Annotated in this window: 13 protein-coding genes and 1 pseudogene; 10 read left to right on the top strand and 4 right to left on the bottom strand. The window is 61.1% G+C overall.

Going from position 1 to position 22362, the window contains the following annotated elements:
- Positions 1–86: 86 nt before the first annotated feature.
- From rnhB to araA, 5 genes are all read left to right on the top strand, one after another.
- Complete coding sequence (rnhB, locus tag CUU80_RS05880) at positions 87–815, top strand: ribonuclease HII (RefSeq protein WP_100496441.1); 729 nt, start codon at positions 87–89, stop codon at positions 813–815.
- Positions 816–1029: 214 nt separating this feature from the next.
- The gene (locus CUU80_RS05875; RefSeq protein WP_100496440.1) at positions 1030–2145 is read left to right on the top strand and encodes a LacI family DNA-binding transcriptional regulator; all 1116 of its coding nucleotides are present in this window, start codon (positions 1030–1032) and stop codon (positions 2143–2145) included.
- A 258-nt stretch (positions 2146–2403) separates the two neighbouring features.
- The gene (locus CUU80_RS05870) at positions 2404–4050 is read left to right on the top strand and encodes a xylulokinase (RefSeq protein ID WP_100496439.1); all 1647 of its coding nucleotides are present in this window, start codon (positions 2404–2406) and stop codon (positions 4048–4050) included.
- A 45-nt stretch (positions 4051–4095) separates the two neighbouring features.
- Positions 4096–4788, top strand: coding sequence for an L-ribulose-5-phosphate 4-epimerase (locus CUU80_RS05865; RefSeq protein WP_100496438.1), 693 nt, complete (start codon positions 4096–4098; stop codon positions 4786–4788).
- Positions 4789–5018: 230 nt separating this feature from the next.
- Positions 5019–6536, top strand: coding sequence for an L-arabinose isomerase (gene araA / locus CUU80_RS05860; protein ID WP_100496437.1), 1518 nt, complete (start codon positions 5019–5021; stop codon positions 6534–6536).
- A gap of 383 nt (positions 6537–6919) precedes the next feature.
- Here araA and CUU80_RS05855 read toward each other — a convergent pair whose 3' ends face one another.
- Positions 6920–8329 carry a hypothetical protein gene (locus tag CUU80_RS05855; RefSeq protein ID WP_100496436.1) on the bottom strand — a complete coding sequence of 470 codons (1410 nt, stop codon included), beginning with the start codon at positions 8327–8329 and terminating at the stop codon, positions 6920–6922.
- 3 nt (positions 8330–8332) lie between these two features.
- The gene (locus CUU80_RS05850) at positions 8333–9022 is read right to left on the bottom strand and encodes a response regulator transcription factor (RefSeq protein WP_165775858.1); all 690 of its coding nucleotides are present in this window, start codon (positions 9020–9022) and stop codon (positions 8333–8335) included.
- A gap of 189 nt (positions 9023–9211) precedes the next feature.
- Here CUU80_RS05850 and CUU80_RS05845 point away from each other — a divergent pair, with 189 nt between their 5' ends.
- Positions 9212–10072: a hypothetical protein gene (locus CUU80_RS05845; protein ID WP_100496434.1), complete on the top strand. Its 861-nt coding sequence runs from the start codon at positions 9212–9214 to the stop codon at positions 10070–10072.
- 104 nt (positions 10073–10176) lie between these two features.
- Here the strand turns inward: CUU80_RS05845 and CUU80_RS05840 are convergent, their stop codons facing one another.
- Positions 10177–12000: an AMP-dependent synthetase/ligase gene (locus CUU80_RS05840; RefSeq protein ID WP_100496433.1), complete on the bottom strand. Its 1824-nt coding sequence runs from the start codon at positions 11998–12000 to the stop codon at positions 10177–10179.
- Positions 12001–12479: 479 nt separating this feature from the next.
- On the opposite strand from CUU80_RS05840, the gene CUU80_RS05835 reads away from it, so the two are divergent.
- Together CUU80_RS05835 and CUU80_RS05830 are read left to right on the top strand one after the other, a co-directional pair.
- Positions 12480–14069, top strand: coding sequence for a sugar porter family MFS transporter (locus CUU80_RS05835; RefSeq protein WP_100496432.1), 1590 nt, complete (start codon positions 12480–12482; stop codon positions 14067–14069).
- 226 nt (positions 14070–14295) lie between these two features.
- Positions 14296–18081: a thiol reductant ABC exporter subunit CydD/CydC gene (locus CUU80_RS05830; protein WP_100496431.1), complete on the top strand. Its 3786-nt coding sequence runs from the start codon at positions 14296–14298 to the stop codon at positions 18079–18081.
- A gap of 40 nt (positions 18082–18121) precedes the next feature.
- Here CUU80_RS05830 and CUU80_RS05825 read toward each other — a convergent pair whose 3' ends face one another.
- The gene (locus tag CUU80_RS05825; RefSeq protein WP_100496430.1) at positions 18122–20293 is read right to left on the bottom strand and encodes a sugar porter family MFS transporter; all 2172 of its coding nucleotides are present in this window, start codon (positions 20291–20293) and stop codon (positions 18122–18124) included.
- Positions 20294–20730: 437 nt separating this feature from the next.
- Here CUU80_RS05825 and CUU80_RS05820 point away from each other — a divergent pair, with 437 nt between their 5' ends.
- Together CUU80_RS05820 and CUU80_RS05815 are read left to right on the top strand one after the other, a co-directional pair.
- Positions 20731–22080 (top strand): ABC transporter substrate-binding protein, encoded by a 1350-nt coding sequence (locus CUU80_RS05820; protein ID WP_100496429.1) that lies wholly within the window; start codon positions 20731–20733, stop codon positions 22078–22080.
- A gap of 164 nt (positions 22081–22244) precedes the next feature.
- Positions 22245–22362, top strand: a pseudogene (locus tag CUU80_RS05815) (carbohydrate ABC transporter permease); the annotation flags it as partial.

The following is a 22362-nucleotide window of genomic DNA, read 5'->3' as shown; positions in this document are numbered from 1 at the left end:
CCGGATGGTGTCTGCCGCAACAATGATTTGAGCTATAGGCGATGTGCGGGGTTGACCGAGCGCATGTCACGACTGAAGGAGGCCACATGATTACCCCGACGCTTGAGCTGGAACATGAGCTTGCTGGCCAAGGTTATGATCTGATCGCCGGTTTTGATGAGGTGGGGCGTGGAGCGCTTGCCGGTCCGGTGATGGTCGGGTGCGCAATGATCCGTGCGCGCGATCTCGATCCCGACGCGCCCGCTCCTCTCGCTGTGCCGGATGGTGTGGCCGATTCCAAACTGTTGACCGAACACGCCCGTGAGGCCATCTTCGATGAACTGTGCGACTGGTGCGCCGCATGGGCGGTAGGGCAGGCCAGCAATGCCGAAATCGATGAATGGGGCATCACCTATGCGCTTGGTGTGGCGGCTTTGCGGGCTTTGGAGCAAGCCGAGCGCGCTTTGGGACTTGGCGTTGATGGCGATTCTGCGCGGTCGGGCCTGGAGCCGGGTTCGGTCCGTGTTGGCGCGATTCTGGATGGTCCCAGCGATTACATCACCAAAGCGTTGAACACGTTTGACGCGCCGGATGTGCCTGTGCCGGCGGATGTGGTCACCAAAGTCAAAGGTGATCGATACTGCGCCTCGGTGGCCACGGCGGCGGTGATCGCCAAGGTGACCCGTGACCGGCTGATGATTGAGCTCGGTAGAGATGAACGGTATGCGGCCTATGGGTGGGCGCAGAACAAGGGGTATGGTTCTGCGGCGCATCGGGAGGCCATTGCGCAATGTGGGCCTACGTTGCTGCATCGGGTCAGCTGGCACTTGGTGTAAGACTGGACGCGGGCAGGCGGGTCGCGTGTGCCTATCGTTCATCGGCGTGGATGCGTACTGTAGGCATGTGGGAAATTGTCGATCGCATTTGGCGCGACACGGCTGTGTGAGCGCTAACGCAAAAATAAGGTAATCGCGCTAAAGTCAAAAGAGTCATCAGGTTCATCGCGGCCGGCAACGAATGCCGACTGCCAGCGGGAAAGTTCGAGTCGTTATGGTAACCAGCCGCAAGCCTAACAAGCGTCCTTCCATGTTCGAGGTGGCGAAACTCGCCGGAGTCAGCCATCAGACGGTATCCCGTGTGATCAACAACTCCCCGGATGTTTCTGACGCTACGCGCGCCCGCGTGCAGGCCGCCATCGACGAGCTGGGCTATCGCCCCTCGAATTCGGCCCGCGCCCTGGCCTCGCGCCGTTCGCGTACCATCGGCCTGATCGCCGGCGGCCTCAAGTTCTTCGGACCCATCTCGGCCATCTCTTCCATCGAATCGATGGCCCGCGAACATGGCCTGTTCATGAGTGTGATGATGGTGCATGAGGCGCTGTGCACCCAAGCTGATTTCGACAATCTCTGCGACACCTTCAACGAGCAGAATGTGGATGCGTTCATCTTCCTGACGCCTACGGATGTGATGTTCGCCGCCGCATGCCGGGCCAAAGTGGGCCAGCCGCGCGTGATCGTGACCTCCACCCATGGGCAGATGACCGTGCGTGAGGGATTGAGCCTGTTGTCGCCGGACGACCGTCGGCGTACCGCATTGGTGGGGCTCGACCAGTGGGGTGCCATGACGAAAGTCGTGGAGCTGCTTGCCGAATACGGTCATAAGTCGGCGCTGTATTTCGCCGGTCCGAACGATTGGCGAGACGCGCATACGCGACTGGACGCATGGCGTAAGCTCGCCGCGCTCAAATCCATCGACTCGCAGATCGTGCGCTGCCATACATGGGATGCGGACGAATCCTACGCGCATATGAATCATCTCATCGACGAATACGGACGAGTCGGCAGGCTGTTGCCCACGGTGGTGGTGGCGGCGAACGATGCGCAGGCGATGGGCATCGCGCGCGCACTGCATGAACACGGCGTGCGTGTGCCGCAAGACATCAGCGTGGTGGGCTTCGACGACATGACCGGCATGGACAACATGTACCCGCCGCTGACTACGGTGCGTCCGGACTTCGAAGGGCTCGGTGTCGCCGCGATGCGCGAGACGCTGCGTCTGCTGGGGGAGGGCGGCGAGGCTCTGTTCGCCAGCAGTCAGCACGGCGTGGGCCTGATCCCCGCCAAAGTGATGAATCGTCGTTCGCTTGGGCCGGCACCTCGCCGGTGATCGTTGGCTGTCGTGCGCCGTCCAGGGGCGACGTGTATGGAGACCGCGGCGTCCGTAACGGCCGTGGCTGGTGCTGAATCCCAATAATTGCAACGGTTATGACAGGTGCGAAAGCCTGTTTATCAAACCGTTATCTTTCGGGACACGGTATAAGTTGTGTCGAATGCGGGTTATCGGTACAATGTTTTTTGGAAATTGTGAGCGCTAACAAAACCTCCCAAGGAAGGGACCGGAAGCGCTCCTAGGCAAAGGAAAGATATGGCAGCAACCGACAACGCGGCCGAACAGGTCGCCACTATTGCCGAGAAGATTCGCGCGGGCAAGACCACGCTGGGCATCGAATTCGGCTCCACCCGCATCAAGGCCGTCCTCATCGACGACACCTTCCACACCATCGCCTCCGGCGACTACAGCTGGGCCTCCCATCTGGAAGATGGTCTGTGGAGCTACTCCACCGAGGAGATTTGGGGTGGTCTGCAGCACGCCTACGCATCCATGGCCAACGATGTGGAAACCGCATATGGTGAGAAGCTCACCCATATCGGACACATTGGCTTCTCCGCCATGATGCATGGCTACCTCGCCTTCGACGAGAACGGCGAGCTGCTCGTCCCGTTCCGCACTTGGCAGAACACCAACACTTCCGAAGCCCATCAGAAGCTTTCCGAGCTGTTCCAGTACAACATCCCGGAGCGTTGGTCCATCGCCCACCTGTATCAGGCCGTGCTCAACAAGGAGAGCCACGTCTCCAAGGTCGCATACTTCACCACGCTGGCCGGCTACGTGCATTGGAAGCTGACCGGCAGGCGAGTGCTTGGCGTCGGCGATGCCTCCGGCATGTTCCCGATCGACCCGACCACCCACACTTACGAAACCGACTTCATCGAAAAGTTCGACGCTCTGCCTGAGGTGGCGGCTCAGCCGTGGAAGTTGGAGAACCTGCTGCCCACCCCGCTCGTGGCCGGAACCCCGGCCGGTGAGCTCACCGAGGAAGGCGCCAAGCTGCTCGATCCGTCCGGCACCCTGCAGCCCGGCATCGTGCTCGCCCCGCCTGAGGGCGACGCCGGCACCGGCATGGTAGCCACCAACTCCGTGCGTGTGCGCACCGGCAACGTATCCGCCGGCACCTCCATCTTCGCCATGGTGGTTCTGGAGCACAAGCTCAAGGCCCTGCACCCCGAAGTGGATCTCGTCACCACCCCAGCCGGTGATCTGGCCGGCATGAGCCACGCCAACAACTTCACCTCCGACCTCAACGCTTGGGTCGGTCTGTTCGGTCAGTTCGCCAAAGCGCTCGGCACCCCGGTGGATGCCGGTACGCTGTACGGCACCCTGTTCCGCGCGGCCATTGCCGATGATGTGGACGACAACTGCGGTGGCCTCCTGAACTATCCGTTCCGTTCCGGCGAGTTCCTGGCCGGTCTGCCCGAAGGCCGTCCGCTGTTCGCGCGCAGCCCCGAGGCCAATATGACCCTCGGCAACTTCATGCGTGCCCAGCTGTTCTCCGCGTTCTCCCCGGTCAAGATCGGCATGGACGTCATGACCAAGCAGGAGCACGTTCAGGTGGATTCCCTCGTGGGCCACGGCGGCATCTTCACCACCCCGAAGGTGGCGCAGAGCATTCTTGCCGCCGCCTTCAACACCCCGATCAAGGTCATGTCCACCGCCGCCGAAGGCGGTGCATGGGGCATGGCAGTGCTCGCCAACTACCTGTGGAACACCAACGAGGACCACACCAACCTGGCCGACTATCTGGACGGTTGCGTGTTCAAGGACGCCGAGTCCACCACTGAAAGCCCGGTCGCTGCCGACGTGATCGGTTTCGAGGACTTCTTCGCCCGCTTCACCAAGGGTCTGCCCATCGAGCACACCGCCATCGAGTCCATCGATCTCGAAGACAAGTAATTTTTCAGCAAACGTCTATCCAACTCATTGGAAAGGAAACCAACAATGGCAACTCTGGCTGATTACGGCCCCGAGGTTCGCGCCGAAGTCAAGCAGGTTCGCGAGGTCGTCGCCACCCTGCACGAGCAGCTCATCAAGTGGAATCTGGTCGTGTGGACCGCAGGCAACGTCTCCCAGCGTCTGCACACCGCCGATCTGATGGTGATCAAGCCCTCCGGCCTGCGCTACGAGTACCTGACTCCGTCCAGCATGGTCGTGTGCGATCTGGACGGCAATGTGGTCGACGGCGCTGAGGCTCCGTCCTCCGACACTGCCTCCCACGCCTACATCTACCGTCACATGCCCGACGTTTACGGTGTGGTTCACACCCACTCCACCTACGCCACCGCCTGGGCTGCCACCGGTCAGAACATCCCCTGCGGCCTGACCATGATGGGCGACGAGTTCGGCGGCCCGGTGCCGGTCGGACCGTTCCGTCTCATCGGCTCCGAAGCCATCGGCGAGGGCGTCGTCGAGACCCTGAAGAAGTACCCGAAGTCCCCGGCTGTCCTCATGCAGAACCACGGCCCCTTCACCATCGGTAAGGATGCCGAGGCCGCCGTCAAGGCCGCTGCCATGACCGAGGAGGTCGCTCACACCATGTGGGCCGCCAAGCAGCTCGGCGACATCATCCCGATCAGCGATGAGGATATTGCGAAGCTGAACGACCGTTACACCAACGTCTACGGACAGCACTGATTTGATGGAGCGTCCTCGTCGTTGTGGAAGGCTTGAAGTACCTGTTGCGCTTCGCGCAACCGTCGCGTCAAGCCGCTCCCCTCGCCTACAGACAGTCCACTGGACTGTCTGCTAGACGGCTCAGCTCCTTCGCCTTCCACGCCTAGAGGCCGCACGCATCAAATAACCGTTGACTCTGTCAGCACTGATTTTTAAACACTCCACACAACGAAGTAAATGAAGGAGCCATTATGGCAATGGAAAACCCCTTTGAGGGCAAGGAAATCTGGTTCGGCGTCGGCTCGCAGGACCTGTACGGTGAGGAAGCGCTGCGCCAGGTCGCCGCTCACTCCGCCGAAATGGTCGACTACCTGAACGCCACCGGCAAGATCCCTGCCAAGATCGTTCTGAAGCCCACCCTGAAGTCCTCCGACGGCGTCAAGCAGTTCATGGTCGAAGCCTCCGCCAACCCGAACGTCATCGGCGTCATCGCCTGGTGCCACACCTTCTCCCCGGCCAAGATGTGGATCCGCGGCCTCGAAGTGCTGACCAAGCCGCTGCTGCAGCTGGCCACCCAGCACCACAAGGAGATTCCGTGGGAGACCATCGACATGGACTTCATGAACCTGAACCAGGCCGCCCACGGCGACCGCGAGTTCGGTTACATCGTCTCCCGCCTCGGCATCCCGCGCAAGATCGTCGTCGGCCACTACACCGATCCGGAAGTCGCCGAGAAGGTCGGCACCTGGGCCCGCGCCTGCGCCGGCTGGGATGCCTCCAACAACATGAAGGTCATGCGCTGGGGCGACAACATGCGTAACGTCGCCGTCACCGAAGGCGACAAGACCGAAGCCGAGCGCGTGTTCGGCGCCTCCATCAACACCTGGGCCGTCAACGAGCTCGTCGCCGCTTACGACGCCGTCAAGGACGATCAGGTCAAGGACATCATCGAGGACTACAAGGCCAGGTACGACGTTGACCCGGCCCTGCTGGACGCCAAGTACGACTCCCTGTTCATCGCAGCCAAGGAAGAGGCTGCCATGGTCAACATGATGCGCGCCAACGGCTGCACCGCCGGCGTCGACAACTTCGAGGATCTGGGCGCTCTGCCGCAGCTGCCGGGCGTTGGCCCGCAGCGCTTCCCGTCCGAGTACGGCTGGGGCTTCTCCGCTGAAGGCGACTGGAAGACCGCCGTCCTCGTCCGCATCGGTGCCGTGATGGGCTACGGTCTGCCCGGCGGCGCCTCCCTGATGGAGGACTACTCCTACAACTTCACCGAAGGCAACGAGCTCGACATGGGCTCCCACATGCTTGAGGTCTCTCCGTCCATCGGCACCATCGCCAAGCCGAAGCTGGAGATCCACCCGCTGGGCATCGGCGGCAAGGCCGACCCGGTGCGTCTGGTCTTCTCCGGCGCTCCGAAGAAGGACGCCGTCGTGGTCTCCATGGCCGACGAGCGCGAACGCTTCCGTCTGCTCATGGACGTCGTGGACGTCGTCGAGCCTCAGGGCTCCCTCAAGGAGCTGCCGTGCGCTCGCGCCGTCTGGAAGCCGCAGCCGTCCCTGAAGACCGCCGTCCAGTGCTGGATTACCGCCGGCGGCTCTCACCACACCTGCATGACCACCTCCGTCGGTCGTGAGGCTTGGGAGGACTTCGCCCGCATGGCCGGTGTCGAACTCGCCGTCATCGACGAGAACACCACCGCCCGCCAGTTCGAGAAGGAGCTGGAGCTGTCCGAGATGTACCACCGTCTCAACAACCAGCACTGATTGACGGAGCGTCATCGGTGCGGTGGAAGGTTCGAAGTACCTCCGTACTCCTTCACCTTCCGCCGCATCGATACCGCACTCGTCAATTGAGGTGAGTGCTGAGCGTTTCAGAGGCCGCTTCGGGAAACCGGAGCGGCCCTTTTTTTGTCACAATCGTTCCACAATGTCGATATTGCGGTTTTGTGACAATTCTTCGTGCCACATAAGCCGAGAATGACTTCTTTTCCTATCTTGTGGCAAGCAAATGGGGATGAGTACGTGCCGAGGTTCCGAAGTCGCTTGTCACGAAAATACTGAAACGCCCGATTTCGCTTGTTGTGACACGAAAACGGACCCGACAGTCATTCTCAAGTGCCTCACCCACATCATCGAGATGCCGGCTGTCAGATCAGCGGCAATCTCACGAGCGCCGTCCATGCCGGGCCATCGGTGGAGACGGTGAATTCGCCGCCCAGCGATTCCGCAGCCTGCCGGCATCGGTTAAGCCCCGTGCCGCCGGTCAATGCCGGGCTATCAGTGTTGCCGGTGTGGGCTGGTTCGGCCGTACCTTCTGCTGCGCTGCCGTTCGATGCTGACACCGTGGCCAGCCCCGCCCCAAGCGTGATTGCGATGCAGTAGCCCGCTGCAGGATCGGCGTATTTCATCATGTTGCCGACGATTTCGTGCAGAATATCCAACAACGCGCCCTTGCGTTCATCCGTACACTCCGAGGATTCTTCCCCACTGATGATGGTCTCGCCGACCAGTCCGTTCGCGTGCAGCCGTTCGTCAAGGGTCACGCCGAGCTCGCGCAACTCGGTCGTTGAAATCTCTGTGATGTGCGATGGTCGTAGGACTGCGTGCTTATGTCGTGATTTGCCACAAGCTGATGGTGCGCTACCGTTTGCGGAGGAATCACGGCCGTCTCCGTTGGCTGCCGAGGACCGTGCCGTCGCGAATTCCGTGTCTGCCCCGACCGAGTCGGTCCGATCCAATTCCGCGATAAGCGCGCGGACCTTGACCAATGATTCGGTTGCGGTCCGTTCGATGAGGGAGATGGTCTCGGCCTCATCGATGTGTTCGATCGGATTGGTGTGTTCCAGACCAGAATCATGTATGGGAGCCGACTGCCCGCCGTTTGGCATGCTGATGCTCTCCGACGCATCCGTCTCGCCGTGAGCCTCACGTCGTACCGCATCCGAATCCAATTGCCGGGCCAGCAGCAGAATTGTGGTCAGATCGTTGGCCACCGAATGATGCAGTTGCATCGCCAACTCACGATCGGCCAGTTCATGCAAGAGCTCCGCACGCTCTTGGGCCGCAATCTCCTGTTGTTCGCGCCAGCTCATCATCGAGCCAAGCCAGATCGCCACCATCAGGAACGCGGCCGTAGCGCACACGATGGTAAATACCGAGGAATCCCACGGGTACAGCCAGATACGTGCCGCCGTGGCCCCCTCGGCGATCACCGCCGCGGCCAGAGCCATGCCCGCATTGAGATACGTCATGACCGTGACGGCCATCAAGAGACAGAACAGTATCGAAAACGGCGTGGCCTGCGGTACCACGCACCGTGCCGCCCAGAGCGCCACAATCGCCCAGCCGCCAACGTTCGGCAGCAGTGCCATGAGCAGACTGCATACGGTAGCGAGCAAGGTGAACAGCAACGTGACATCGCCGGCCTCACCCGCCGCATGCAGGTACGCGGTCTCGATTGCCGCCGGAATCACCGCGCACGCCAGCAGCAGTCGGGTGCGCGCATCCCAAAGCAAACGTTTGCGAGCATCTTTGCCGCCGAAATCGATGGTGCCCATGATTCACATCCTTAAGTATCGGCGGCATAGGGCCACCGCCTCGTCGCGGTCCCTCGCGTGCAGCTTCTCGCGCACCCTGGCGACCTGCGAGAAGATGGTGCCTTTCGAGATGCCAAGCTCGGCGGCGATCTCTTCGGTGGAACGGCCGTCCGCATACCGCCGCATGATGGTCGCTTGCTGCGCGGACAATGCGAATGATCGCGCCGGATGTCTGTCCGATTCGCCTGTCGTCCGAGGCTCCATGCCGGTGGCATGCACGGTGGGTGCGGTGGATGGTGCGGCGTTGTCCGGGAGTCCAGCGGCGGCATGTTGGATGGCAAGATGACGAATGATTCGGGCGATGGCCGCAATGTCGTCTTTGCTGATGACATCGGTCGCCCCGGAGTCGAGCGCGGCGTCACGGTAGACAGCCGGGTCATAAGCGGTCATACCGACCATCGGCAGCTCCGGTGCCCAGCGACGCACGGCCCGGCATACATCGACGCCGGTCATATCCGTTAGCGCCATGTCTACCAGCAGCACATCCGGACGGTCTTGCGTGCGTATGCATCGTTGAATTGCGGCCGCTCCCAACTGCGCGGTCCACAGCACCGCGAACCCCTCGCGGGCCAGCAGCGAACGCAACGCCATCAACGCCATCGCGTCGTTGTCCACCAAGGCGATGGTGATGCGGCCGGTGTTCCCCTGTTTCATAACCCATAGTCTATGGCGCTCGCCACGCCGAGCCGTAACCGATGTCATGCGGCGCATGTCAGCGGCTATGCTTCTTGGAAAGACGGGCCATAGTCTGGAACCATCAATTCACCCGATGGGTGCTGTATGAACCGGCATCACGGATGGATTGGACGACCGACAACCATCACCCGAGCAAGGAGGCCCGCGATGAACAAGGCAATGCAGGCACTGCGCAACCATACGCCCGTGCCGAATGAGAACTGTAGCCTGAAACGTCAGTCGGGCGGCGTTCGTACCGCTCGCCCTCTGTGGTGGTGGCTGCTGGCGGCGTTCCTGGCGTTCGCCGTGATCGTGACCGGCGCGTTCGTCTGGCAGCGATCCACGCGCATGACCTCCCAGAAGATCTATGACGAACTGGTCGCCCTTGACCCGAACGTCACCGAAGCGCAGCTGGAATCGCAGGGCTATGCGTACGGCGGCGAGGCCGTGGACGGCTGGCAGGGCTATTCCGGCGGCGAATCGTACCCGTGGTACTTCAACCCGGATCAGAAGCGCATCGACAAGTTCATCGATGATGTACGGGCCGGGCGCGAATCCGTACTGAAGCTCGTGGTGCGTGGCGTGGGGCCGGCGCAACAAGTCGCCGATGATGCGCAGGGAGGCGCTTCGTCCGACGACGCGGGCGGCATTTCGGTGCGCATCCTCTGGTACGACCCGAACATCAGCGCCGACTGGGCCGAGAAACCGAGCACCCTCGACCCGGTGACCGTCCACCACGACGGCAAAGGGCAGATTCGTGAATGGTGGTGGCGTAAGGGGCGGATCGTCACCTCGGACAAGCGGTTCGCGCGTGGCATCGAACGGACCGATGACGCGAACACCACCTATGTGCTCAGGCATCAGCCGCAGGTACCGGCTACCGTCACAGGCGGGCAGTCCGCCGCTACCGGTGATGGACGGACCGGCAAAACGGAGTCCGACAACTCCGGCGCAACCGGCGAAGATACCGAGAAGGATGAGACGATCATCATCGAGTACGACGAAGTCCTCTACGCGCTCGGTGGCTGACGGCGGTTGGCGGCAGATACGCGAAGTGGCTGGTTTTCCACCGACGAACTATGCGGTGGAAAACCAGCCACTTCACTGTTGGGCTATTTGAGCATTCGGGCCGCTCAGCGCTTGCCGTTGTAGATCTCGCTGTCGATCACATCTGCGAACACGCGGTTCACGGCCGGGCGCACCACCTTCAGGGATGGCGTCAGGCACTTGTTCTCCTGGGTGAACTGCGTGTCCAGCACCGCGAACTTGCGCACCGACTCGGCGCGGGAGACCGTGGCGTTCGCCTTGTCCACGTACTGCTGGATCTCCTCGCGTACCGCCGCGTTCGTGGCCAGACGGTCCACCGGGGTGTCGGTGGACAGGCCGTGCGCGGGCAGCCAGACGGCCAGCGACTCCGGGTCGAGCGTCACCAGGGCGCCGATGAACGGACGCTGGTCGCCCACCACCACGCAATGCTCCACGATCGGGCACTTGGCGATCTCCTCTTCCAGCGGGATGGGGGAGACGTTCTTGCCGCCGGCCGTAATGATGATGTCCTTGATGCGGCCGGTGATGGTGATGCGGCCCTCGTCGTCGATCTCCGCCAGATCGCCCGTGCGCAGCCAACCGTCAGCGGTGAACGCCTCGGCCGTCTTCTCCGGCAGGTTGTGATAGCCGCGGAACACGTTCGGTCCCTTGACCTGCAGCTCGCCTTCATCGGAAATGCGGATGGAGGAGCCAGGGGCGGGCTGGCCTACGGTGCCGATCACATTGTCGCTCACGCGGGTGGCGGCGAACGGCGCGGCAGTTTCGGTCATGCCATAGCCTTGAATCATCGGCAGGCCGATGCCGTTGTAGAAGTGCGCCAGATCCAAGGACAGCGGAGCGCCGCCGCAAGCCACGTACTTGATGCGCGGGCCCAATGCGCCGCGCACCGTGCGGTAGACCAGCGTCTCGTATTTCGCGTGCTCGGCGATCTCGCCCAACGTGTGCTTCTCGCCCGCCTGTTCCTTGCGGCTCCAGACGCGAGCGGCTTCGGCGGCCTTGAGGAACAGCCGGCCCTTGAAGCCCGCGCCGGCCTTGTGCGAGGCGGCGTTGTACACCTTTTCGAACACGCGGGGCACGCCCAGCAGATACGTGGGCTCGAAGGAACGTAGGTCCGGCAGCAACGACTTGGTGTCCGGCAGATAGCCCACCACGCCGTCATCCGAGGCGATGGAGGCGTACTGGATGAAGCGCGCGAAGCAGTGAGCCAGCGGTAGGAACAGCAGCAGTCGCGGATGGTCGTCCAGGATCATCTCGTGCAGCGCCTGCGAGGCCGCGATGGTGATGGATACGAAGTTCTTGTGCGTCAGCTCCACACCTTTCGGATTGCCGGTGGAGCCGGACGTGTAGACGATGGTGGCCAGATCGTCGATATGCACGCTGGCCACGCGCTCGGCAAGTTCCTCGTCGGAGACGGTCACGCCGAAACCTTCCAGTGCGCCCAGTGCGTTGCCGTCGATCATCAGAATCTGCTTGAGCGACGGGCAACGGTCCTTCACTGAGTCGAGTCGGTCGAAGCGCTCGCGGTTGTCTGCGATGGCCAGCTTGACTGAGGAATCGTTCATGATGTTCTGCGCTTGGGAGGCGGAGTCGGTGTCGTAGATCGGTACGCTCACAGCGCCTACCGCAGCCAGTGCGAAGTCGAGAATGCCCCATTCGATGCGGGTGGAGGAGAAGATGGTCACCGCGTCGCCTTTGGCGATGCCCAGTGCGATCAGGCCTTTGGCCGTGCGGGTCACCGCGTCGTTGAACTCGCCGGTGGTGACGTTCTGCCAGTGTCCGGGGCCGAGCTTTTTCGCTGCGATCACCGTGTCCGCGCCGGTGCGTTCGAGTCGATCCGTCAGCAGGGAATAGATGGTCTGATTGTCGTTGAGTGCGATGGATTCGCCGGGGGTGGTGTATTCGGTGAGCATGGCTGTCTGGGTCCTTAGGTTCAAGGGACGTATCGTACGTCTTCGGGGAGATGGCTGTTGACGATTCCGGCCATTCTGTCCATGAGGTTACGCTCGCGTAGGAAGATGCGCGTTGTGGGTACCGGAGAAGTTGCGGGGTGGGTTTTGTCGGTTGTCTACAAGGGTGATGCCGATGTGGGGTGAAGGAAAGGCGCCACCCGTAATCGATAACGGTTTGACAACAATTCGATGATCGGGTGCGCGTTTGGCCGCGCGGGGTGCTCAAGCGCGATATCATACTCGATTGGCGGTTTTTGTTAGCGCTAACAAGAGGTTGAGGCGGGGCCGTACCAAGGCCGTGACAAGACCCTCGCAAGCGGGGCCGGACAGATTGTTTCGTCATCCGGTACCTGTCAGATGCTCCCTTATATGAGCTGCAGTGCGAGCTGAAACCGACGCTAAGCAGAGGAAAAACATAGAGAAGAACGAGAGGATGCTGCATGAGTCAGGCAGTACAATCCAGCGAGACCATCTCGACGGTCACCGAACGTGACGAACATCAGCGCCGCGGCTCCGGCCGCTATATCGTAGGTCTGGCGTTGAGCGCCGGCTTGGCCGGTCTGCTCTACGGATACGACACCGTGTCCATCTCCGGCGCCATCGACTTCCTGCAGTCCAAGTACTCGCTGAGCCCGGCCCTGCAGGGTCTGGTCATCAGCTCCATCATGATCGGCGGCGTGATCGGTGCCGGCTTCTCGGGCTTCCTGTCCGATAAATACGGCCGTCGTAAGATCCTTATGTTCGGTGGTGCGTTCTTCTTTGTGGCGGCTCTGTGGAGTGCCTTCACCTTCAGCCCGTTCACGCTGATTCTGGCCCGTGTGATCGGCGGCGTGGGCATCGGTCTGGCCGCGGCGCTCGCCGTGACCTACATCACCGAGTCGGCCCCGACCAATATCCGCGGTGCTCTGACCAGCGCCTATCAGTTGCTGACCATCTCCGGCATCTTCCTGACTAACGTCATCAACTACTTCATCGCTTCTTCCGGCTCCCATGAGTGGGGCATCGACTTCGGCTGGCGTTGGATGCTCGGCATCGGCGCCATTCCGGCCGCTATTTTCGTTGCCGCGCTCTGGTTCTCCCCGGAGTCTCCGCGATTCCTGGTTCAGGCCGGACGCGTGGAAGAAGGCTACAAGGTTCTCGAACGCATCAACGGCTCGGACAAGGCCCGTCGTGACGTCGAGGAGATCCAGCTCCAGATCAAGGCCGAGCAGGAAGCCAACGCCCAATTCTCCGACCTGTTCAAGCCCGGCCTGCGCAAGGCCCTGCTCATCGGCATCTTCCTGGCCATCTTCAATCAGGCCATCGGCATGAACGCCATCTCCTACTACGGCCCGGTGATGTTCAGCCACATGGGATTCGGCGGCAACACCGAGTTTCTGGCCTCTTCTCTGGTGGGCGGCATCGAGCTCGTGTTCACCGTGGTGGGCATGTACCTGATCGATACGGCCGGTCGTAAGAAGCTGATGGCCGTAGGCTCCGGCTTCATGGTGCTGTTCGCCTTGGGCATCTCCTTCTCCTACGCGAACAACTATCAGCTGCTCATGCTCATCTTCGTGATGTGCTTCACCTCCTGCTTCGCCTTCTCCATGGGCCCGATTCCGTGGATCATGATTCCGGAGCTGTTCCCCACCTACTTGCGTGGACGCGCCACCGGTATCTGCACCGTGTTCCTGTGGGCCACCAACTGGGCCATCGGCCAGTTCACCCCGATGCTGATCAGCTCCATCGGCGGCATGGGCACCTTCTTGGTGTTCGCCTGCACCAACCTCATCTGCTTCCTCGGCGTGGTCACTTTCGTTCCGGAGACCAAGGACAAGACCTTGGAGGAGATCGCCGAACTGTGGAAGCCGAAGTCCGATCAGTCCAACGCGCAGTTGGAAGTGGTGCGTGCCACCGCCGAGCTCAAGCAGGCCGAAGCGGATATCAAGGCCGCCGAGGCCGAGTTGGCCCGCGCCCGCCGTGCCAAGGAGCGTGCAATCGCCACCAAGGCCGCCGCCGAAGCGCTTGTGGCAGCGCAGAAGCAGCGTTAGAAGCAGCGTCAGTCTGGCGTGTGCCTGTCGCTTCCGCTACGGTGACAAGCAGCCATTGAATATGTCAAGGCTCTGCCGCACCGAGATCAAGCGATTATTCGCAACAGTTCGTCTCGCTCTTCGCAACGGAGAGATACGAAGCGAACGTACACCGTGTGCATGAAAGCGAATTATCGATTCGATCTCGGTGCGGTAGAGCCTTGACGCAAGAGAAGGGACGACGGGCATGTTCGATAAACGTCTGTTTCAGATAGCGCCGGGCATAAGACGGCTGGTAGTGGGCAAAGTGGCGCTGATGTGGGTGAGCTTGTTGGCCAACATCGGTTTCATGCTGTCTCTGGTCATGCTGCTGCATGGTCTGCTGAGCGTCGCCTCGCCCGATGCGTCTCAATGCGGTAACACCGCGCCGGATGCGGCCTGTTCCACGCCGCTGTCCGACGTTTCCGGCTCCCATGTGCTGCCCATGGCCGGCGATCTTATGGTGTACGTGCTGCTCGCGCTGGTATGCGCGGGGGTGCGTTATCTCGCCACCACGCACGCCGCCAGACTTGGTACGGAAGCCGCTGAACGGGTCAAGCTGGCCCTGCGCTCCAAGCTCTACCGTAAGATGTTGGCCCTTGGCCCGTCTTACAAATCTCGTGTGACCACGGCGGACGTGATCCAATCCGCCGGCGAAGGCGTCGAACAGATTCAAAGTTTCTTCGAGTTGTTCCTGCCGCAGCTGTTCTACGCCATTCTGGCACCGATCACCTTGTTTGCGGTCATCGCGCCCATCGACATGCCTTCCGCGCTCACCATGCTGCTATGTGCGCCGCTGATTATCATCGTCACCGGCATGGTGTCCATGACCGCGGCCCGCGCATTCAAGAAATACTGGGGCCGTTACACGGACATGGGGGCCGCCTTCCTCGATAACCTGCAGGGTCTTGAAACGCTGAAGAACTTCGATGCGGACGACCGGGCCGCCGCCGAAATGGATAAGAAGGCCGAGACGTTCCGCGTGATGACCATGCGCGTGCTGCAGATTCAGCTGCGCTCCCTGACCGCCATGGATGTGGTGGCATACGGTGGTGCCGCAGCCGGCATCGGCGTGGCATTGTGGCGCTACGCCCATGTACATGTATCTGCCGGGGCCGGCGGATGGTCTGCGGCAATGGCTGCCGCAAGCATGCATGGGCCGCTCACCTATGTGGCGTACGGTTTGCAATATCTGATGCCGTTCGGTGCGGGTTTCCCGCTCACCCTGGCCGGCCTGCTGTCCATCATCCTGCTGTCCGCCGAATTCTTCATCCCGATGCGCCAGCTTGGCTCGTTCTTCCACGTGGCCATGAACGGCATGACCTCGACCAAGCGTATCTTCGCGCTGCTTGACGCTCCCGAACCTGCGCACGGTACTGCTGCGTTGCCGTCTGACGGCAGGGCACCTGAAGTTCGTTTCGATGCGGTCGGCTTCTCGTACGACGACGGTACGGAAGCGTTGTCCGACGTGACGTTCACCGCACCTGCCGGCCGATTTACCGCCATCGTCGGCGTTTCCGGCTCCGGCAAGTCCACTGCCGCCGCGTTGCTGTCCGGTTCGCTGATCGGTTACCGGGGATCGCTGACGCTGGGTGGTGCGGAAGTCCGCGACCTGTCCGGCGAAGCGCTGGCGGGCGAGGTCACCTTGATCGGTGCCCGCAGTCATCTGTTCGCCGGTACGTTGCGCGAGAATCTGATGATGGCGTTGCCGATCGGAGAAGTGCGCGATGGTTCCGGTTCCGCGTCGCCCTTGAGTGCCGGCGCTGTTGATTCGGGCTCCCGGTCTGTAGACGGTCGTCTGTGGGCCGCTCTTGAACAGGCCCGCATCGCCGACTTCGTACATGCGCAGCCGGCCGGCCTGGATATGGTCATCGAACCGGATGCCGCGAACCTGTCCGGCGGCCAACGTCAGCGTATCGCGATCGCCCGTGCGCTGCTGCACGATTCTCCGGTATTCGTATTCGACGAAGCCACCAGCAGCGTGGACGTGGAATCCGAAGCGATGATTCTCGACACCATCCGTGAGCTCGCGGCGGCTCACGGCAAAACGGTGATCATGATCACTCATCGCATGGCCAATGCGGAACAAGCCGATCAGGTGGTGGTGCTCGAACATGGTCGTTCCATCGAAAACGGAACGCATGCAGACCTGATGGCCGCAGACGGACGATACGTCGAGTTGTACACCGCGCAGGCCGATATCGAGAACATCGTGAACGACGATTCCGCCGCTGCCGGCCAACGGCACGTGGCTGCATCCGGTGGTCATCGCGGCGTTGCGGAAGACGAAGCGGCCGACGCCGCCACGCTCACCACGTGGCAGGTTGTCGGACGGCTGCTCAAAGAGGCCAGTCCGCTGACAAGGCTTATGGTCGCGGCCTCCGTTTCCGGCTCGGTCGGACATCTTGCGGCGACATTCCTGCCGGTGTTCGGCATTGTGGCCGGGTTCGCGCTCGCCGGCCATCCGGTGTGGAATATGGGCGTTGGCTCAGCGCTCGCCGGCATGATCGTCTGCGCGCTGCTTCGCGGTGCCACTCGCTATGTGGAGCAGTATCTCAATCACAATGTGGCCTTCCATCTACTCGCACTCTTCCGCTCCAAGACGTTCGCGTCGTTGCGTCGCCTTGCGCCGGCCAAGCTTTCCGGCAAGGGCAAGGGCGATTTGATTGCCATGCTCACCACGGATGTGGAATTGCTGGAGATCTTCTTCGCCCACACCATCAGCCCGGTGGCCATCGCCGCGACCACCACCGTCGTGTACACCATCGCAATCGCCACGCTCAACCCGTGGATGGCGTTGATGCTTATCGTCAGCCATCTGACGATCGGCATCATCGTACCGAAGTTCTTCGCCACCGGTGTGCATAATCTCGGTCCTGCCATCCGAGGCGCGGCCGGCAGACTGGATGATGTGATGCTCGACGATATGCGCGGCTTGGACGAGATCATCCGTTTCGGCCGCGGCGAGGAGCGTGCCCATGGTATTGAAGAGCGTACGCGCGCTTTGTGGCGTGATCATGCCCGGCTCAGCAGGATCAACGGCCGGTTCGCCGGCATCGGCGGCCTGCTGGTATTCCTGCTGATGGGAATCACGACGGTTCTGGCGTTGCGTCTCGCCGCAGCGAATCCGATGGACATTCCCTCACTGGTCACCGCATTCGTGCTGCTTGTCAGCTCGTTTGGCCCAACGCTCGCGCTGAGTGCGCTGCCGGCGAATCTCACACAGACGTTTGCCGCCGCACGCCGACTGTTCGGCATTATGGACGAGACTCCGGCCGTTGCGGAAACCGGCACTGCCACCCCCGAATACGATGGCATGCGCCTCGACCACGTGGCGTTCTCCTATCCGGGCGCTTCCAGCGGTACCGTCCCGATTCTTGCGGACTTCAATCTTGACATCCCCCGCCATGGCATTCTGGGCGTACAGGGACCGTCCGGTCGGGGCAAGTCCACGATGCTGAAGCTATTGATGCGCTACTGGGATCCTCAATCGGGGCAGGTTACGCTTTCCGGCACGCCGTTGCCGGACGTTGACGCCCCCCATCGGCGCAGCATTCAAGCGATGATGAGTCAGGAAACCCATCTGTTCGATGGTACGATTCGGGACAATCTCCTGATTGCACTGCCTCAATCGCAGATCGAATCGGCCCAGCCTGACATCCTTGACGCTCGATTGCATGAGGCATTGTCCAAGGCTTCGGTGCTTGATCTTATCGATGCTTTGCCTGAGGGGCTGAACACCCAAGTGGGGGAGCTGGGCGATCGCCTTTCAGAAGGCGAACGCCAGCGCATCGGTCTTGCCCGCGTGTTCCTGCGTGAGGCGGACCTTATCCTGTTCGACGAGCCGACCAGTCGTTTGGATGCCTTGAACGAAGCGATTATCCTGCGTTCGATCCGTCGGATGGCTATCGATCACGGCAGTGCGGTGGTACTGGTCTCGCATCGTGAGTCTGCCATGCGTATCGCCGACTCGGTGCTAGTGCTGGATGCGTAACCGAGACTGTCCCAATCCGAGGCGGCTTATCTGAATCAGGTCAGGCCTTGATGAAGGCGTCCAGCGAATCCAGTGCTGCATCGATGGCACGGGCTTCGCGGGCGTCTTCGGTTTCATGCTCGAAGCGTTCGGTATAGGCCGGCGCGGCGCACGCGGCTTCGATGGCCGGCGATAGCAGTATGCCGCCGGTAGGATCGTCGTCGGCGTCGAGATGTGAGGTGCGAGAGCGCTTGAACAATGCCGAAAGATCGTCAGGCATCTCATCGTCCAACGTATCGACCGCTGCGCGAGCTGCATCTTCGGCGTCTGAACCGCTGAGCATTGCTGCATTGCGGTTGTCGTCACCGGTGTGGCCGGTGCGGTTGGTGTGATCAGCATCGGCGGATTCGTGCGGCCGCGCGGGCAGTGCAGGATTCGGTGGCGCAGGTACGGCGTTGCGCACTAACTGGTGCGAGGCGCTCGTAGCTGTGCGCGCAGGTTGTGACGTACGTTGCCGTGATGGTTGAACAGTGTGGTGCGCGACTTCTTGCGGTGAGTTTTGCTGGGGACTCTGGGCGGACGTGGCGACTGACTGCGTCGTCTGGGCTGACTGTTCGGCCGCATGTGTTGCGGCGATCCGTTCGCGCTCGGCCGCTTCGAGCGCGAATACGCGTTGCTGGGCGACAACGCGCGCATGCTGTGCCGCAGACATAATGCCCAACGCCTGCATGCGTTCGTTTTCCACACGCCGCAGCGTCGCCTCCGCATGACGGATATTCGCATCAGCTGAGCTCAGCGCATACTTAGCGGCGGCCAGTTCGGTTTTCGGCTGCCAGAGACGTTCGATGTCTTCCAGCGTACGTCCCATCGTTTCCGGCACCAGCAGAATGACGCCGAGCATGCAGACCAAATCCAGCACACCGAATATGGCGAATGCGACGCCGCCTCCCAACCCGTCGATCAGTATCGGTGTGAACTGAGCGATCATCCAATTGGCGAACAGCAGGAACATCACGCACAGGCCTGTCGCCCGGCCGCGCAGATACGTGGGGAACAGTTCGGGGATGACGATCCAGGGAATCGGCCCCATCGAAAACGCGAACGCGGCTGTGAACGCCATCACGGATATCAGCATCAACAGGGGGCTGTGCAACAGGTACGAGACGGATATGCAGGCAGCGAATATGCACATCATGCCTGAACCGATCTCCATAAGACGTTTGCGGCCGAAGGTGTCGATCAGATACATGCCTACCACGGTGGCCACCAGTTCCACGCCGCCGACGCTCGCCGCTGCCAGGAATTCCGTGTCGCCGCCGAATCCCATCTGCGAGAACATCACCGGACCGTAGTAGGAGATGGCGTTCATGCCGATAAGCTGGTTGAACACCGCCAGAAAAATGCCGATGCCCAACGCACGCCGAAGACCGGGGCGGAACAGGTCATGGAATTCGTTGGACATCTCGCGTTCCAGTTGAATTGACGCGTTGATGTCGTCGGTACGTAGACGTGCCCGTTCGGTCCCGAGAATGTGTTCGAGTACCGTGAATCCTTCGTCGATTTTGCCCGCCTGAATCAGGTATCGCGGACTTTCCGGGGCTCCAATCATAGCCAGCAGGAAGGCGGCGGAAGGCAGCGCTCCCAGTCCTAGCATCCATCGCCAGCCGTTGCTGATGTCCCAGCTGCTGGTGCCATGCGAGGCGATGATGTAATTGATGACGTTGGTGAGGAAGATGCCGCATACGGCGAACATCTGGTAGGAGAACGAAAGCAGGCCGCGAATATTGGTCGGTGCTGATTCGGTGATGTAGGTGACTGCCAGCGACGCGGTCAGGCCGATGCCATAGCCGCCGACCGTGCGTGCCACGATAAGGTCGATTGGTCCCCAGGTCAGTGCGCTCCAAATGGCGGCGATGAAGAAGAACGCGCCGCCGATGATAAGGAGGCGACGCCGTCCGTACTTGTCGGAGAGGAAACCAGCCGTTGCCGCGCCGATGATGGCACCGAGCATGATGGATGAGATGACCAGTCCTTCCATCAGGGAGTTCAATCCATATTTGGTGCGCAGGAATTCTATGGCACCGGAGATGGAAACGGTGTCATAGCCGTAGAGCAGTCCGGCAAGGCCGGCGCTGAGAGCTAGTCCGAACGTGTATTTACCTGATCCTTGGGTGCGGATGGCCGTACCCAGAGGATTCCTCTGTTGCGCGGTGACACGAGACAGGCCCGCCATGTGCTTCTTCCTCTCAACACAGCTATGGGGGAACGTGTCCATATTAGAGGACTGCGGAAGGTTATGCGTGAAGATTTCACGATGTATTCTTTCGCCATATGAGCGTTCACATCGGCGGTGTTGGCGGTTTTTCGACGTGAAACTGTGATGGGTGCCTTCTTGATGGCATATGGCTTCATCGCGGACCTGTGCCATGCGTGTATGCACATCGTGCCGACAGCGGCTCGGGGAGCGCAGGATGATTTTCTGTTGGAATTCTCGGCGTGTTCTAGCGTTTTGACAAATAGGTACACGGGTGTATCATAAAGGTATTGGTACACGGGTGTACCAAAGTAAACACCCAAGGAAACAGGAGTCTTCGGCAAGCGCGTAAGGCGTTCGGATGCACAGTGGTATTCCATGCTTTTCATGCTTTCGAAGTCAGGAGGAGATCGCTCATGCGTACCATCAAGAAAGTTCTCGCGGCAACGGCTGCCGTGGCCACTCTCGTCAGCATTGCAGCCTGCGGCAGCAGCTCGGACAGCAACGCCAACAAGGGTGATGCCGACAAGGCTGAGCTCGTATTCTGGGGCTGGGATTCCGGCAATTCCATGAAGGACATCATCGCCAAGTTCGAGAAGGCCAACCCCGGCATCACCGTGAAGTTCAACAACACCGGCACTGCCGAGAAGACCTCCACCGCCCTGTCCAACGCCATCGCCGCCGGCAACGGCGCACCAGACGTCGTGATGCTTGAAGACCCGACCGTCACGCAGTTCGCCGTCACCGATGGTCTCGTGGATCTGAGCGAATTCGGCGCCGACAAGCTTGCCGACGATTTCGCGGCCGGCCCGTGGAACAAGCTGCAGTACAACAACAAGCCGTACGCACTGCCGATCGATTCCGGCCCGGAAATGTTCTTCTATAACAAGGCCGTATTCGACAGGGCCGGTGTTGACGGCGAATCCATCAAGACCTGGGACGACTACTACGAGGCCGCCAAGAAGATTCGCGCCACCGGTTCCTACATCACCAACCTGGCCGGTACCTCCAATGACTATCAGCCGTTCACCGCACAGATCTGGCAGGCCGGCGCTCAGCCGTGGAAGGTTGATGGCGAGAAGATCACCATCAACATGACCAAAGACGAAGGCATGCAACGCTATATCAAGTTCGTCCAGAAGCTCATCGACGAAGATCTCGTGGATACCAAGACCCCGAACTGGTCCGACGATTGGAACCGTGAGTTGAACGACGGCACCATCGCCTCGCTGACCATCGGCGCTTGGATGCCGATCAACCTGATGACCGGTGCTCCCGATCAGGCTGGCAACTGGCGCGTCGCCCAGCTGCCGCAGTGGGAGGAAGGTCAGGAAGTCTCCGCTGAGGATGGCGGCTCCGCTCTCTCCGTGGTCAAGCTCTCCAAGAATCAGGCCGCAGCTTACAAGTTCGTTGAGTACATGACCCACGGCGATGGTGCCCAGACCATGGCCGATACCGGCACCTTCCCGTCCCTGAAGAAGATCCTCACCTCGGACTCCTTCACCGATCCGACCACCGAGGCCAACAAGAAGACCAACAACTACTTCGGTGGCCAGAACGTGAACGAAGTGCTCTCCGAGGCGGCACAGCGGCCGACCGAGAAGTTCCAGTACCTGCCGTACAACCCGTTCGCCCAGTCCTCTTACGGCGATGAGGTTTCCAAGGCCTACACCGGCGAGATTACGCTGGAACAGGCACTCGAAAACTACGGCAAGAAGCTGGCCGAGCAGGGTGAGCAGCAGGGCTACACCGTCACCGTCAAGTAAGTTCATACCGCAACTCGGTGAGGTGTCTGCACCGATACCGATGTGATGGTGATTAGGAGCGGGGATGCTCCCCAGCGTCCCCGCTCTTTCCATGCCCGGACGAGGCAGGTAGGTCATTGAGATAACAAGAGAGGCAAAACATGTCGGAGCAAGCATTGAGCGCCATGGGCACAGATCCCTCCATGGCAGGACAGCATACGGCTCGGGTGCGTGTGAATAAGCATAAGGCGGATTGGCGTGGTTGGAAGTTCATGTGGCCGTTCGCGGTGGTGTTCGTGTTCG

The organism is Bifidobacterium scaligerum, from assembly GCF_002802865.1.
Classification (GTDB): domain Bacteria; phylum Actinomycetota; class Actinomycetes; order Actinomycetales; family Bifidobacteriaceae; genus Bifidobacterium; species Bifidobacterium scaligerum.
Note: the sequence above shows the minus strand (reverse complement) of the source record. Positions and strands in the feature narration are given on the sequence as shown.